We start from the raw sequence: 15,222 nt of genomic DNA, 5'->3' as shown, positions 1-15,222 counted from the left end.
CACCTGTATAATTATAAATGCAAGCATTATTTTTATTCATTTTAATAATATATTTCGAAACCGAACTAAAAAACATAAAAAGCTATATCGAGTAATCTAAAATCAGATATAGCTTAATTTCTTACTACGAAATAAATACTAACACTATATTAATTTATACGGGTATCCTCATTAGAAATCACATGATATGTTAATTCATTAACTTTACTAAAAGTAAAGTTAACATCTACTTTATTCTTTGGGACGCAATAAAAATAATCTCTAATATTTATTTCTATTATATTTAGATGTATTTTCTGCCGTTTGATATTTAATACATCATTATCAATGTCAATTCTATCAAATTGCTGGATAACTTCATTAAATTCATCAGAATATTCGAAGTCTAACACCTTAATATTCTGAAGAATATTCTCTTTAAGAACAAGAAACACATCATTAAAGTAATCATCAAGTTCTGCCAAAAACAAAGTATAACCTAATAAGAAAACAGTATTAACGTACTCAAAACTTAATAAGGAGTCAAAATCAATTGTAAGACTTTCTGCTTCTTTATTCACCACCTCAAATAAATTAAAAGAATCAAAGCAAGCGCGATATACTGGACTGAGCAACAAAGCTTTGCACTCAAAATCTATACTATTTATAGTATCCACTAATAATGTAGTCGGAATTACACCTCCAACCCACGACTCAACATCCTCTAGTGCCATACCTTGAAATGTAATTTCCTTAAGTTCAGATGATAAACTCATTTCATCGATTAGTTCTAACATATCCATCCTATAAAATAAGGACTCTAATATATTTAAGTTAATACAATTATATCTATAGGCTTGAATTGTTCCTAATGCAATCATTAAAAAGTAAAATTCAATATTTCGTTTCCCGTTAATAATTATTTTCATAGTTTTTGATTCCCACGATAGGTTATGTCTGTTCAAACAATATCAATAGGTGAAAACTGGTAATCTAAAGCTACCTTATAATCTGTAGTTGTATTTATTGATGCTTTTAAAGTATTAACTATTAAAGACTGAATTTCACCTATAGCCGAGTAAAGCTCATTTTGAGCTTCATTAATAATCGCTTCAATACGAACATCTAAATCATAAGACCTAGAAATTCTATAATCACCTGTACTGTAGTCTACATTGCTAAATAGCTTTAATATATTCATCTCAGATATCGCTGTATCGAAGGCATTTATAGTATTTAAAATATTATTTTTATCTATTTCATTTACACCTATAACGGTCTCATTTTGAATATGTGGGATTGAATCCACAATGCATTGCTCTCTAACAGCAACTCGCAAAGACTCTTCATTCATTATTTGTTCTCTATCTAACGCTTTGTTCCAAAAGCAATGTCTAATGGCCATACAATTATGTTCATCATCGTAATAAACTATCCAGTTTTCTATTTTATTAGCATCAGCCTGTTCAATATAAAAAATTTCACGAGCATAGGACTCAACATCATGAACCTCAGATTTATAGTCTAATCCTCCGGGTCCCCTCAAATAATAAGATATAAAATTCTCAAGTCTAAGCATGGCAAACTTAATAATAGGTTTTGCTCCTATATAAATAGAGGAAAAATTACCTTGCTCATACTGTTTTAATTCAACATTATCCAATATCTACTCTCCTTATGCTCGAAATTCTCTCTAAAAAACATCTTAATAACACAAATGTATCAAAAAAATCTCTGTTAGCCAATTATTAATTAGCCAACAGAGATTATAAGATATATATTCAATTATTCTTCTATTAGCCCCAACTCTTGTTCATACGCATAGTCTGCCTCGGCTTGTGTAATCATACCTTGGTCTACCATTTGTTCGAGCACCAGCTTTTGTCGAGCTTTAGCCCCTTCATAGTTCGTGTAAGGATCTAAATAGGACGGTGCATTGGGTAATGCAGCGAGCAAAGCGCTTTGCCCCAATGTTAATCGACTGGGACTCGTCCCAAAGTATCCGTGAGCTGCTTCGTAGATACCATAATAATTATGACCATAATATACGGTATTCAAATACATAGTTAAAATTTCTTCCTTAGAATAGTAATGTTCCATCTCGCTAGCGAGGATGGCCTCTTCTACCTTACGACTCATGATGCGCTTTGAGGAAAGGAACAGATTTTTTACAAGTTGTTGTGTAATAGTACTACCGCCTTCCAAGGTTTCACCTGCTATGGTATTTGTGTACAAGGCGCGAATAATACCGAGTACATCAATAGCTCCATGTTTATAATACCGCTTATCTTCAATAGCGATTAATGCATTTTTTGTATACTCAGGAATAACATCCCCTTTCACCCAATGCTCTTTTGAAACACGTTGATTAAGAGCTATCTGTACTTTATCTCTAAATGTAAACAGTCGTATAATTCGATCCGTACGACTGAGCGTGTCTTCACTTTGTTCTATTTGTTTTTCAACAAGTGTATGAGCTTTACTCTCACGATTTGTCCCTTGAAAGCTATGGTATCCGTCATATATAAACATAGCCAAAATCATGACCACCACGAATACAACTAGGTTTCGAAGGTAGCGAAATACTTTCATTTCTTTCACCTATTTCTTAAAGGTCTGTAATATAAACACATGTAAACATAAGTTTATAATCTAGCCATCTATACAATACCTTATATACATATACAAATATAAAGTATATTAAATGTATTGTATCACATCAATCAAGAAGAAGATATGTAAAACACTAGTTTTTACGTCCACTCATACTACAAATATATTTAATATATCTTATAACGGCACGACACTATATATCTATAAATACCGATTAATGCATATTAGTTATACTTATTAAGTTGTATTAAAAACTTTAAATAGAGTATAATATATGAGATGATAAAAACATGCCTATGGAGGAGTAATATGAAACAGTGTATGGATTCAGAAAATCTGCATCGTCGATTGCGTAAAATCTTAGGTCAAGTGCAAGCTATTGATCGAATGATTGAAGAAGACATTCCCTGCGAAGATGTGTTGAGCCAAATTAATGCAGCTAAATCTGCACTACATAAAGTAGGACAAGTAATTCTTGAAGGACATATCAACCACTGCGTACGAGATGGTATCGAACATGGTGACGTAGAAAAAACCATTAGCGACTTTACAAAAGCTGTAGAACGCTTTGCAAATATGGGTAAATAAAAAAGGACTCTACAAATGAATTGCACCCAAAAATTAGACATAATTTTGGGAGGTGCAGTTCAAAATGTAGGGTCCTTTTTATTACCCCAATATTAATCGTGGTTAGTTGTTAAGAATTCGCTCAATGCAGCGAGTACATCATCTTCGTCAGCACCGTCAGCAGTCAATGTAACGGATGTACCTTTTGTAGCACCCAAAGTCAATACAGTTAAGATAGACTTAGCATCCGCTGTTTTGCCATTGGCAGCAATAGTCACTTTAGAAGCAAACTTAGCAGCCAATTGTGTGAAGGCTGTAGCAGGACGAGCATGTAAACCAGATTCGTTAGTAATTTCTACTGTTAATTCTTTCATGATAACCTCTTTCTATCTCGATAGGCAGAGCCTATCTCATACGTTCTAATAGATATATTGTATCAATATCAAGTATTTCAATTCAAGTATATTACATCTTATTTGCTATATAATGATTCTATTTAAGGCAAAACTGGATTATAGTAAACCTTTTTCAGCTAATACAGATTTAGCGTATTCTGTAATTTCTTCTGCTGTGTCCATAGTAAGTGCTTTATTTGCCACCTCTTCACATTCTGCTTTGGAAACAGAACGCAAGATATTTTTAATAAGAGGAATCGAAGAAGCAGTCATGGAGAATTCGTCGAGGCCAAGACCTAATAGAATCATGGTCGCCACAGGATCACTAGCAAGCTCACCACACATGCCTGTAAATTTACCTTGTTCATGACTAGCATCAATGACGTGCTTAATAAGACGTAACACACCTGGATGCAATGGTTGATACAAGCTACCAATTGCTTCGTTCATACGGTCTACTGCCAATGTGTATTGGCAAAGATCATTCGTACCGATACTAAAGAAGTCTACATATTTAGCAAGAATTGGAGATATAACAGCTGCCGCTGGTACTTCGATCATGATGCCAACCTTGATATCCTTGTTGAAATCCTTACCCTCAGCCTCCAGTTCCTCCTTACATTCACTAAGCATAGCATTCGCTTGCTTCACTTCCTCAACGGAAGCAATCATAGGATACATGATGTGAATATCACCAAACGCACTAGCTCGTAATAAGGCACGCAATTGTACCTTAAAGATGTCTGGACGATTTAAGGATATACGAATAGCGCGATATCCTAGGAATGGATTCATTTCACTTGGTAAATCAAGGCATTTCAATTCCTTGTCTCCACCGATGTCCATGGTACGGATAATAACAGGCTGCCCCTTCATATCTTGGGCTACCTTTTTATACTCTTCGAATTGTATTTCTTCTGCAGGCAATTCGTCATTTTCCATGTAAAGGAATTCTGTACGATACAAACCAATACCTTGTGCGCCCATAGTGAGCGCATGTTTAGCATCCTTCGCCTTACCAATGTTGCCGAATAGTTCTACATGATGACCATCAATGGTAGTAGCTTCAAGATTAGCGGATTCGCGTAACCGTTTTAACTCTTCTTGGAACGCCAACGCTTGATTTGTATACTCCGTCCAATCCGCATCAGATGGATTGATTTCCACGATACCATCCGTACCAAGAACGACTGCCTTATCGCCATCTGCAAAGCTTTCAATATCACCAACGCCCATAACTGCAGGAATCTCTAAGGTGCGAGCCATAATAGCCGCATGAGATGTAGGGCCACCTGCTGCCGTAACGATACCTTTTACTACCGCTTTATCAAGGGATGCCGTATCAGATGGTGCCAAATCATGAGCCACCAAGATAACCTCGCCAGAAATATGTGATAAACCGCGAGGGTTCATGCCTAACATATTACGCATCAAACGATCACCGATATCCTTAATATCTGCGCCTCGTTCACGCATATAGGCGTCTTCCATGCCGAGAAAGATATTGGCAAAGGTTTCAATTGTTTGAGCCGTAGCCGCTACCACATTCATATGGCTAGACTCAACAAGGGATTTAATTCCGTCAGATAAGGATGGGTCTTGAGCAATTTGCATATGCGCTTCAAAAATAGCCGCCTCTTCTGGCCCCATTTCATCCAACGCTTTTTTACGAATAGTATCCAATTGTTTTAAGGTAGATGCCATAGCAGTTGCAAACTTGCCAATTTCTTCTTCTACCTTGTCTTCCGTTACATTGTAATCAGGAATGACAATTTCCTCTTGAATATATCTATATACATTGCCTACTGCAACGCCACGAGATCCAGAAATCCCTTGAATTCGCATATGTGTTCCTCTTTCTATTACGATTAACTACATTACTCTTTATTTTATCATTTCTCTGTTAAACAATAAAGTAATCCAAATACCTATACTCCCTTAAATAACCGTCCCATATGGGGCATTTTTTGTTTTACTATAACTCTCAATAAACGTTGTAAGCTTTCCTTATTTTCCCTTTATTTTGCTATAAATTTATACGATTCCATGCCATGCTTAGGACCTATTTATGATATAATATTATAATATAGAATATATAATAATAAACATATGAGACTTTCACGGGCTTCATGGTGAAAGTCTTACTTATTGATAGGAGACTTTATGAAATTAACGAAAATGCATGGTCTCGGCAATGACTTCATCCTCTTTGCCGACCCACAAGGGACGTCTAAAGACTACACAGACCTCGCCATCCGCCTTTGCGATCGTCGCACGGGTATTGGTGCTGATGGTCTTGCTATCCTAGTTCCTTCCGAAACCTGTGATGTGCGCATGCGCATCATCAACTCCGATGGTAGTGAAGCAGAAATGTGCGGTAATGCCATCCGTTGCTTTGCCAAATACGCTTATGAACACGGTGAAACAACGAAGGAGACTTTCACCATTGAAACCTTAGCTGGCGTAATGAAGCCTACATTGACTATCGAAAACGGTATAGTCACACAAGTTACTGTAGACATGGGCAAACCATTTTTTAAGGCCCAAGACATTCCTATGAATGTAAACATGGATAAGGTTATCGACGTAGACCTCAATGTAAACGGTGAAACCGTAACAGTGAGTTCTGTATTGCTCGGTGTGCCTCATACGGAGGTATTCATCGACGACATTACAAAAGCCCCTGTTACAACACAAGGCCCTATCCTTGAAAAGCACGATGCCTTCCCTGCCAACACCAATGTAAACTACATTGAAGTGGTAAACGACAAACACATCAAGGTGCGCACATGGGAACGCGGCGCTGGCGCTACTTTAGCTTGTGGAACAGGATCTTGTGCCTCTGCCGCTATGTCCTTTGAAAAGGGCTTAACAGGCCGCGAAGTAGATGTGGAACTCTATTTAGGAACATTGCATATTTCATACTTGGAGGATGGCACGGTGCTCATGACAGGCCCGGCTGAGGAAGTCTTCGAAACAGAACTTCCTATCGATTAAAATGAAGTGGTTACAACTTATATTAAATGCGTTCCTAAGGTACCAACAGGGTCGCACACTCATACCACGGAATATAGAGCCCCTTTTGGGACTACTTGCATCCATTCTCGTCATCCTCATAGCCGTAGCCAATAGCATCGCTATTGGTTATGCCTTGATTGTCGTATGGAGCATCATGGCCTACGTGTTCTACCGCAAAGGATATGCCCTAAAAGAATTATTAAACCTATCTTGGACAGGTGCGAAAACATCCATCATAGTGATGCAAATCTTCCTTCTCATCGGTTGGCTCATCGCCATGTGGCAAGCAGCAGGCGTTATTCCTATGATTATCGCCACAGGTATCGATTTAATTGATCCATCCATCTTTATCGTCTGTGCCTTTTTAATAACAGCCATAGTGAGTATGCTGTTAGGTACTGCACTGGGCACTGTAGGAACGATAGGCATCGTACTCATCACCATGGCAAGAGCTGGAAGTATTCCAGAAAATATCGTAGTTGGTGCCATTATTGCAGGTGCTTACTTTGGTGATCGAAACGGTCCACTATCCTCTAGTGCATCTCTTGTAGCGGCCTTGACCCATACAAAGGTATCGACGAATATTCCCATTATGTTTAAAGATGGTATTCCAGCACTCATCATCTCTACAGTGTTGTATCTATTACTATCTCAGTGGTACCCACTCAATTACGAAAATAGTTTACTATCCGATACAATTCACTTTATTTTCAATATCGATTGGACATTATGGATTCCAGTCATCATCGTCATTGGTCTATTGCCTTTGAAAGTATCTATCCGTTGGCCTATCGGACTCAGTGCATTAGCGGCGGCCATTCTAGCCTATACCAATCAGGATGCGAGCCTCTCAGAGTTGGGATGGTATACCTTAACAGGCTTTGAACTACCGCACTATAATCCACTAGCTAATATCATTCATGGCGGCGGTCTACAAACGATGTTTATCCCTACCCTTTCAATTTTTATGGCTACTGCCATTTCAGGCATGCTCGAAGGGGTTGGCTTCTGGAACGATATACGACAACTGTTAGAGCGAGCTAAAACACGGAGCGATGTATTTGCTGCCAATGTAGGTCTTGCTTTCTTAACAGGTGCGGTTGGATGCAGCCAAGCTATTGCGGTAGTTATGACGCACTCTATTATGCGTATTACCTACGCACAGCAAGGTATTCAAGACGAAGATGTAATGCTAGACTTTGAAAATAGTGGCATTCTCATCGCTCCATTACAACCATGGAATATCGCTGCCTACGTGCCCATTGTCATGATGGGTACAAGTTCAACAGGTTATGTACCATTTGCCTTCTTCCTATATCTAGTACCACTCATCTATTGGTTACGATTACGGAAGCAAGATCAACCAATCATACGCTAATTAGTATTATCTCAAAAGGGGAAATTGTATGATTTATACCATTACCTTTAATCCAGCTCTCGATTATATCGTGCGCCTTGATCACCTCAAGACGGGTACTATTAATCGCACCATCCAAGAATACGTTCTCGGTGGTGGCAAAGGTATCAACGTATCTATCGTGCTCAACAATCTTGGCATGGATACGACAGCACTCGGCTTCATCGCAGGGTTTACAGGCGAAGAAATCGTAACACAACTCAAGAAATTCGGCGTGAAAGAAGATTTCATCCGGCTTCGCGAAGGATTAACCCGCATCAATGTTAAGGTAAAAGCCTCTGATGAGGAAACAGAGATTAATGGCCGCGGCCCAATCATCGGTACCGACGAATTAGAAGCTCTATACAAACAGCTTGATGCGTTGACCGAAAAGGACACCTTAATCCTTGCTGGCAGCATTCCTTCTAGCCTACCAAGCGATATGTACGAACTCATTATGGAGCGCTTACAACATAAAAATATTCGCATCGTAGTCGATGCTACAAAGGATCTACTCACAAAAGTCTTGCCTTATAAACCATTTTTAATTAAGCCAAATAATCACGAGCTTAGTGAAATCTTTGGGCGCACTTTATCTACAAAAGATCAGCTTGTAGAAGCAGCAAAAACATTGCAAGAGAAAGGCGCACAACACGTGCTCATCTCCATGGCTGGTGATGGTGCTATTTTGGTGTCCGCTGACGGCACTGTATATACCAGTCCTGCCCCTAAAGGAACTCTCGTGAATTCCGTAGGTGCTGGCGACTCCATGGTAGCCGGCTTTATTACGGGCTATGAAAAGACGGGTGACTTACAAGAGGCGCTCTATTGGGGTATCTCCAGTGGCTCTGCCTCCGCTTACTCTGAAAACCTCGCAACCCTTGAAGAAGTAGAAACACTGCTTTCACAAGTACGAGTTAAATAGTTTTATATTTTATGTGCATCAAGGAGTACACATATGAAAATCACTGATCTATTAAAACCTCAATCTATCCTACTGAATGCAGATCCTGTCACAAAAGCTGACGCCATTTACACCTTAGGTGAATTGATGGACAAAGGAGGCTATTTGACAGACAAGGCAGAATATTTAAAAGCTGTCTTCGCTCGTGAAGAGTCTGGTTCTACAGGCCTTGGCGACGGTATTGCCACACCACATGCTAAATCTGCAGGAGTAAAAGAACCAGGCCTCGCCGCTATGGTTGTACCTAATGGGGTAGACTTTGAAGCATTAGATGGTCAACCTTCTCGCCTATTCTTCATGATTGCGGCTCCAGAAGGCGCCGCTGACACTCATGTTGAGGTATTGAGCAAACTAGCAACTATGGTGATTGACCCAGACTTCAAAGAAGCCCTAATTCAAGCGGCTACTGTTGATCGATTCTTAGAGCTCATTACAGCTAAAGAAGAAGGAAACTTTGACCCATCCGTAGAAGGATATATCAAACCAGCAGAGGATCAAAAAGCAACCAGCATTACCGATGCTATCGAAGCAAAGGCTACAGAAGCAATTGAAAAGGTAGCACCTAAGATTTCTGTAGATAACCCGCATTATGATGTACTTGCTGTTACTGGCTGCCCTACAGGCATTGCACATACCTATATGGCGGCTGAATCTTTAGAACGCAAAGCTAAAGAAATGGGTGTTTCTTTAAAAGTAGAAAAGAATGGTGCATCTGGTGTTAAAGACGCTCTTACAGCAGAAGAAATCGAGCACGCTAAATGCATTATCGTAGCTTCTGACCGTCAAGTAGAGATGGCACGCTTTGATGGCAAACCTATGATTCAAACTAAGGTTGCGAACGGCATCAATAAAGCGGAAGAGTTATTGCGTGAAGCTATGGCTGGTACAGCACCTGTATACCATGCTTCCCCATCTGACAAAAATGGTGCAGTGGCTGCATTCGATGCGGCAGATAACTTTGGTCGTCAAATCTACAAACATTTGATGAATGGTGTCTCCCACATGTTGCCATTCGTTATCGGTGGCGGTATCTTAATTGCCCTTGCCTTTTTATTCGATGTATTCGACCCAGCAAATCCTAAAAACTTTGGTTCCGGTACACCTCTTGCAGCTTTCTTAATGCAAATCGGTGGCGCTTCCTTTGGCTTCATGTTACCCGTATTAGCGGGTTACATCGCTATGAGTATTGCGGACCGTCCAGGTCTTGTAGCTGGTTTTGTTGGAGGCTTATTAGCTAACCAAGGTGGCTCTGGTTTCCTAGGTGCATTGATTGCCGGTTTCGCAGCAGGTTATTTGGTATTATTAGTTAAGAAATTAGTATCTGGTTTACCTCAAGCCTTAGAAGGTACAAAACCGGTTCTCTTCTACCCTGTGCTTGGCGTATTATTCATTGGTATCGCCATTACCTTTATCATCAATCCTCCTGTATCCGCACTTAACCACTGGTTGATGGACTCCTTGCAATCCATGGGCACAACGAGCCGCGTATTGTTAGGTCTTATCTTTGGTGCTATGATGTCCGTTGACATGGGCGGCCCTGTAAACAAAGCGGCTTATGTTATCGGTACTGGTGCTCTTGCAACTGGCGAATACGGTATTATGGCGGCTGTCATGGCAGGCGGTATGGTTCCTCCATTGGCAATCGCTCTTTGTACTACATTCTTCCCTAGCCGCTTCACAGAGGCTGAACGTAAATCTGGTATCACAAACTACATCATGGGCCTTTCCTTCATCACAGAAGGTGCCATCCCATTTGCAGCAGCCGATCCAGTTCGCGTATTACCAGCTTGTATTATCGGTGCTGGTACAGCCGGTGCGTTATCCATGTTCTTCGAATGCACACTACGCGCTCCACACGGCGGCATTTTTGTAGTACCAACAATTGGTAATCCACTACTATACCTTGCGTCCATCGCAATCGGTTCCGTTGTGGCTTGCTTTATCTTAGCACTTGTAAAGCCAAGCTTAAAAAATAGTATCACAAAATAAATCATTAAAATTAACCATCAATTATAGCTTATATATGATTGATTGATGGCTGATAATTGTTGATTGTTTATGATGAGTTTCGACGATTAGCAGTTAGTAACTAATAGTTAACATTTAGCGACTAATTGATTAATGACTCTTATCGATGGTGAAAGCTGGTGTCACACCAGTAGATATAGTAAAAGGACTAGAATATACGTATTCTGAACTGACCTAAAATTGGACACAATTTTGGAACAACAATTCAGAAGTATACGTGATCTAGTCCTTTTCTGATATTCAAAAATAATTAATATTATTTTATATTTTATAATCTAGACTACTTTCAAAAGTGGAAGCAAGTCCTCAAAATTGTACAATCACATCGATTTATGTTAAACTATATAAATATTAATAAACTTTAAAATTATAAACTATTATTAGAAATCTAGTTCGGAGAGCTAATTCATGAAATCATCCAAAAATTGTAAGGTCACTGCTGCATTTCTTGCTGCAGCTGCATTGGGTGGTGTTGCCCATGCAGAGCCTACACTTAACATGAATGATTTAGTAGGTACGAGTACCAGTGCTGAATCAACGACACAGAGTCCTACAAGTGTAGCAACTCCAGTCGTGAAACCAATTGCAACTCAGCCAGTCTTACCAGCTACACCACAACCGGCCACCGTTGTACAACAACAAACACCACCGATGGCACAACCTCAACCATCCTACGTGATGCAACCAGCAACGGTTAGCCCTGTACAAACTCAACAAGTTACACCATTGCAATCAGTACCGCAACAAGTAGTACCAATGCAATCTCAACAACAGGTTCAAACTCAACCTCAGTATGTTGTCAATAAAGATACAAAAACTGTCATGGAGCCTACATTAGCAATGCACAGTTTGATAAATGTACAACGAAAAACTGAACCTGTTACTGTAGAGAAACCAGTGGATGGTAAGCAACAAGTACAAACTACACAAGTAGAGCGTACGCCTGTTGTTATTCAACAAGAATCCATAGCTCCATTAACTGTATCAAATACTACAGTAACAAAAGCCGTAGTAGCAAAACAGAGGCTTACGATTCGAGATATTCAACGAGCTGAGCGTGAGCGTCTAGCTCAACTAGCCGCTGAAGAAGCATCCCAACAAGAAAATTTATCACAAGCTGATCAACAACAACTTGCTCAAAAGCAAGCTGAAGCACAACGGCAAGCCGCACTACAATCACAACAACAAGCAGAAGCCCAACGGCAAGCAGCTTTGCAGGCGGAACAAGAACGTGTGGTAGCTCAACAAGCAGAGGCTCAACGCCAAGCGGCTTTACGTGCTGAGCAGGAACGTATTGCGGCCCAACAAGCTGAGCAAGCGCGTATTGCAGAAGAACGTCGTCAAGCGGCAGAGCTGGAACGCATTCGTATCCAAGAGGAACAACGCCGTATTGCTGAGCAACAGGCGGAACAAGAGCGTATCGCTGCTCAACAAGCTGAAGCTCAACGTCAAGCGGCTATTAGAGCGGAACAAGAACGTATCGCCGCTCAACAAGCCGAAGCGCAACGTCAAGCCGCTATTAAAGCAGAACAAGAACGTATCGCCGCTCAACAAGCCGAAGCGCAACGTCAAGCCGCTATTAGAGCGGAACAAGAACGTCTTGCCGCTCAACAAGCCGAAGCGCAACGCCAAGCAGCTATTAAAGCTGAACAAGAACGTATCGCCGCTCAACAAGCAGAAGCGCAACGGCAAGCCGCTATTAAAGCTGAACAAGAACGTATCGCTGCTCAACAAGCTGAGGCTGAACGCCAAGCCGCTTTAAAAGCTGAACAAGAGCGTATTGCCACTCAACAGGCTGAAGCTCAACGCCAAGCAGCTATTAACGCTGAACAAGAACGTATCGCCGCTCAACAAGCTGAGGCGCAACGGCAAGCCGCTATTAAAGCAGAACAAGAACGTATCGCCGCTCAGCAAGCCGAAGCGCAACGCCAAGCAGCTATTAAAGCTGAACAAGAGCGTATTGCCGCTCAACGGGCTGAAGCTCAACGCCAAGCAGCTTTAAAAGCTGAACGTGAGCGTATCCTCGCTCAACAGGCTGAAGAAGAACGCTTAGCGGCTGAAGAAGCAGCTCGCCAACGTGCTGAAGCCGCCGCTAAAGCTGAAGCCGAACGACAAGCAGTTATTAGAGCAGAACAAGAACGTATGGCAGCTCAACAGGCTGAAGCTCAACGCCAAGCAGCTATTAAAGCAGAACAAGAACGTATCGCCGCACAACAGGCTGAATCTCAACGGCAAGCAGCTTTAAAAGCTGAACAAGAGCGTATCGCGGCCGAGAAAGCTAAAGCTGAACGCGAAGCCGCTATAAAAGCGGAGCAAGAACGTATTGCTGCTAAACAAGCGGAACTTGCAAGACAAGCTGTGATCCAAGAAGAACAAGAACGTTTAGCTGCTGAACAACTAGCAAAAGAAGAAGCGGCAGCTGCAGCTAAAGCTCAGGCTGAAGCAGAGGCAAAAGCTAAAGCAGAAGCAGACGCTGCAGCTAAAGCTCGGGCTGAAGCAGAGGCAAAAGCTAAAGCAGAAGCAGACGCTGCTGCTAAAGCGCAAGCTGAAGCAGAGGCAAAAGCTAAAGCAGAAGTAGATGCTGCTGCTAAAGCTCAGGCTGAAGCCGAGGCTAAGGCTAAAGCTCAATCTGAAGCCGAAGCAAAAGCTAAATCTGACGCAGAGACTAAACAGGTTCAAGAAAGTAAATTACCGCAATCTTATGTAAACGCTCGTAATGAAGCTTCCACAAAGGGCTCTACTGTTACAGAAGAGAAAAATATTCTCTCCCAACCAATTGACCCCCCATTGCAAGCTGATGCGTCTGCAAAGATTAGTCTTGCTTTCGACGCGAAAAATTATGAATCCATGTCTACCACAGTAGATAATAAGGAAATTAAATATCGCGCCTTCGAGTATATCCCTTACGTGGCTAATCCAATCGACATAGATCAGCAATACATGAACATTTATGTACCAGAGGAATATTTCAACAACGGTACAATCAATGGTTACAATACCCAAACAGCCCCTATCTTCATGCCAAATGCAGTAGGTGGTTACATGCCGAGCCAAGCTATGACGCCTAAGGTGGAAAATGGAAAACCTAACAGTGTTCTTTACGCATTATCCCGTGGTTATGTAGTAGCTTCCCCATCTACTCGTGGTCGTACCAATAAAGCTTCCGATGGCAACTTCATCGGTAAGGCCCCGGCAGTAATCGTTGACTTACAAGCGGCTACAGCCTACTTACACGCTAACGATTCCGCTATGCCAGGTAATGCAAACCGCATTATCACAAATGGTACAAGTGCAGGCGGTGGTGTATCCTTGTTACAAGGTGCAACTGGTAACAGTTCCGACTTCCAACCATATTTACAAGCATTAGGTGCAGCTACAGCGGCAACTAATGTATACGCAGTATCTGCGTATGCCCCTATCACTAACCTTGATGCGGCTGATATGGCTTACGAATGGAGCTATAATGGTATCACATCCTTTAACAAAGTAACTATGGGCCAAGGCGAATTACCACAAGCTAATGTAGGTGGCAACTCTGCTCCACCACAACGCACGATGCAACGTGTAAACTTGAATGCAGACGATCTATCATACTCTAAAATGCTCAGCGAACACTTCCCTGATTACGTAAATAACTTACAATTACGTGACTCTCTAGGTCGTGTACTAAAACTTGACAAGAACGGTAACGGTACTTTCAAAAATTATGTAAAAGAATTTATTGTTGCTGCCGCTAATAAAGCAGCAGCTAAAGGTACTGATTTATCCAAGCATACATACCTTGTACGAGATAATAAAACAGGAACTATCAAAGACATAAACTGGGAAGCATATAACCACTTTGTAAGTCGCTCAAAAGCGCCTGGTGCCTTTGACTCTCGTGCTAATGATACAGGTGAAAACAATCTATTTGGTACAAGTACTACAGATAATAATCACTTTACCATTACTGCTGCATTACACGATTCAACAGCTAACCAAGATGTATACGTAGAAAATGCTAAGATCGTTACTATGATGAACCCAATGAACTATCTTGGTTCTCCTGCTGCGACAAATGCACGATTCTATCGTATTCGTTATGGCACAGCCGACAGTAATACATCTGTTGCAATTCCTTTAATCGTAGGTACACGTGCTCAAAACCTTGGGTACAGAGTAGATATGGCAACACCATTTAATGTAGATCACTCTGGTGACTACGATTTAGAAGAATTATTCAACTGGATGGATAATATCGTTAAAAACGGTAGATAATCACA

Annotated in this window: 11 protein-coding genes; 6 read left to right on the top strand and 5 right to left on the bottom strand. The window is 40.9% G+C overall.

Annotated elements, in window-relative coordinates; genetic code table 11:
• Window positions 1-149 precede the first annotated feature (149 nt).
• The 3 genes from KHY58_RS06625 to KHY58_RS06615 all read right to left on the bottom strand — a co-directional run bounded on the left by KHY58_RS06625 (window position 150) and on the right by KHY58_RS06615 (window position 2,571).
• The gene (locus KHY58_RS06625; RefSeq protein ID WP_278472610.1) at window positions 150-908 is read right to left on the bottom strand and encodes a DUF3969 family protein; all 759 of its coding nucleotides are present in this window, start codon (window positions 906-908) and stop codon (window positions 150-152) included.
• Between the two features lie 32 nt (window positions 909-940).
• A complete protein-coding gene (locus KHY58_RS06620) occupies window positions 941-1,642 on the bottom strand; it encodes a hypothetical protein (RefSeq protein ID WP_278472608.1) in 702 nt (233 codons plus the stop codon).
• A 122-nt stretch (window positions 1,643-1,764) separates the two neighbouring features.
• Window positions 1,765-2,571 carry a transglycosylase domain-containing protein gene (locus KHY58_RS06615; protein WP_278472606.1) on the bottom strand — a complete coding sequence of 269 codons (807 nt, stop codon included), beginning with the start codon at window positions 2,569-2,571 and terminating at the stop codon, window positions 1,765-1,767.
• A gap of 330 nt (window positions 2,572-2,901) precedes the next feature.
• On the opposite strand from KHY58_RS06615, the gene KHY58_RS06610 reads away from it, so the two are divergent.
• Window positions 2,902-3,180, top strand: a complete 279-nt coding sequence (locus KHY58_RS06610; protein ID WP_004697521.1) for a metal-sensing transcriptional repressor — start codon at window positions 2,902-2,904, stop codon at window positions 3,178-3,180.
• Between the two features lie 92 nt (window positions 3,181-3,272).
• On the opposite strand, the gene KHY58_RS06605 is transcribed toward KHY58_RS06610, so the two are convergent.
• Both KHY58_RS06605 and ptsP read right to left on the bottom strand, forming a co-directional pair.
• Window positions 3,273-3,533, bottom strand: coding sequence for an HPr family phosphocarrier protein (locus KHY58_RS06605; protein ID WP_215675767.1), 261 nt, complete (start codon window positions 3,531-3,533; stop codon window positions 3,273-3,275).
• A gap of 138 nt (window positions 3,534-3,671) precedes the next feature.
• Window positions 3,672-5,399, bottom strand: a complete 1,728-nt coding sequence (gene ptsP / locus KHY58_RS06600) for a phosphoenolpyruvate--protein phosphotransferase (RefSeq protein ID WP_155085940.1) — start codon at window positions 5,397-5,399, stop codon at window positions 3,672-3,674.
• Between the two features lie 318 nt (window positions 5,400-5,717).
• Between ptsP and dapF the strand changes: the two genes are divergently transcribed.
• From dapF to KHY58_RS06575, 5 genes are all read left to right on the top strand, one after another.
• Complete coding sequence (gene dapF / locus KHY58_RS06595) at window positions 5,718-6,551, top strand: diaminopimelate epimerase (RefSeq protein ID WP_004695030.1); 834 nt, start codon at window positions 5,718-5,720, stop codon at window positions 6,549-6,551.
• Window position 6,552: 1 nt separating this feature from the next.
• Entirely contained in the window at window positions 6,553-7,950 is a 1,398-nt protein-coding gene (locus tag KHY58_RS06590; RefSeq protein ID WP_270278933.1) for a Na+/H+ antiporter NhaC family protein, read from the top strand.
• 28 nt (window positions 7,951-7,978) lie between these two features.
• Window positions 7,979-8,893, top strand: coding sequence for a 1-phosphofructokinase (gene pfkB / locus KHY58_RS06585; protein WP_101928485.1), 915 nt, complete (start codon window positions 7,979-7,981; stop codon window positions 8,891-8,893).
• A gap of 33 nt (window positions 8,894-8,926) precedes the next feature.
• Window positions 8,927-10,921: a PTS fructose transporter subunit IIABC gene (locus KHY58_RS06580; protein ID WP_004695026.1), complete on the top strand. Its 1,995-nt coding sequence runs from the start codon at window positions 8,927-8,929 to the stop codon at window positions 10,919-10,921.
• 447 nt (window positions 10,922-11,368) lie between these two features.
• Window positions 11,369-15,217, top strand: coding sequence for a subtype B tannase (locus KHY58_RS06575; protein ID WP_278472603.1), 3,849 nt, complete (start codon window positions 11,369-11,371; stop codon window positions 15,215-15,217).
• Window positions 15,218-15,222 lie beyond the last annotated feature (5 nt).

The organism is Veillonella parvula, assembly GCF_018366295.1.
Taxonomy (GTDB): Bacteria; Bacillota; Negativicutes; order Veillonellales; family Veillonellaceae; genus Veillonella; species Veillonella parvula_P.
The sequence above is the reverse complement of the archived record's forward strand: the minus strand, read 5'-3'. Positions and strand labels throughout refer to the sequence as shown.

Coding starts and splice junctions, on each gene's coding strand:
- KHY58_RS06625 (WP_278472610.1), bottom strand. CDS start 908: ATGAAAATAATTATTAACGGGAAACGAAATATTGAATTTTACTTTTTA.
- KHY58_RS06615 (WP_278472606.1), bottom strand. CDS start 2,571: ATGAAAGTATTTCGCTACCTTCGAAACCTAGTTGTATTCGTGGTGGTC.
- KHY58_RS06610 (WP_004697521.1), top strand. CDS start 2,902: ATGAAACAGTGTATGGATTCAGAAAATCTGCATCGTCGATTGCGTAAA.
- KHY58_RS06605 (WP_215675767.1), bottom strand. CDS start 3,533: ATGAAAGAATTAACAGTAGAAATTACTAACGAATCTGGTTTACATGCT.
- ptsP (WP_155085940.1), bottom strand. CDS start 5,399: ATGCGAATTCAAGGGATTTCTGGATCTCGTGGCGTTGCAGTAGGCAAT.
- dapF (WP_004695030.1), top strand. CDS start 5,718: ATGAAATTAACGAAAATGCATGGTCTCGGCAATGACTTCATCCTCTTT.
- KHY58_RS06590 (WP_270278933.1), top strand. CDS start 6,553: ATGAAGTGGTTACAACTTATATTAAATGCGTTCCTAAGGTACCAACAG.
- pfkB (WP_101928485.1), top strand. CDS start 7,979: ATGATTTATACCATTACCTTTAATCCAGCTCTCGATTATATCGTGCGC.
- KHY58_RS06580 (WP_004695026.1), top strand. CDS start 8,927: ATGAAAATCACTGATCTATTAAAACCTCAATCTATCCTACTGAATGCA.
- KHY58_RS06575 (WP_278472603.1), top strand. CDS start 11,369: ATGAAATCATCCAAAAATTGTAAGGTCACTGCTGCATTTCTTGCTGCA.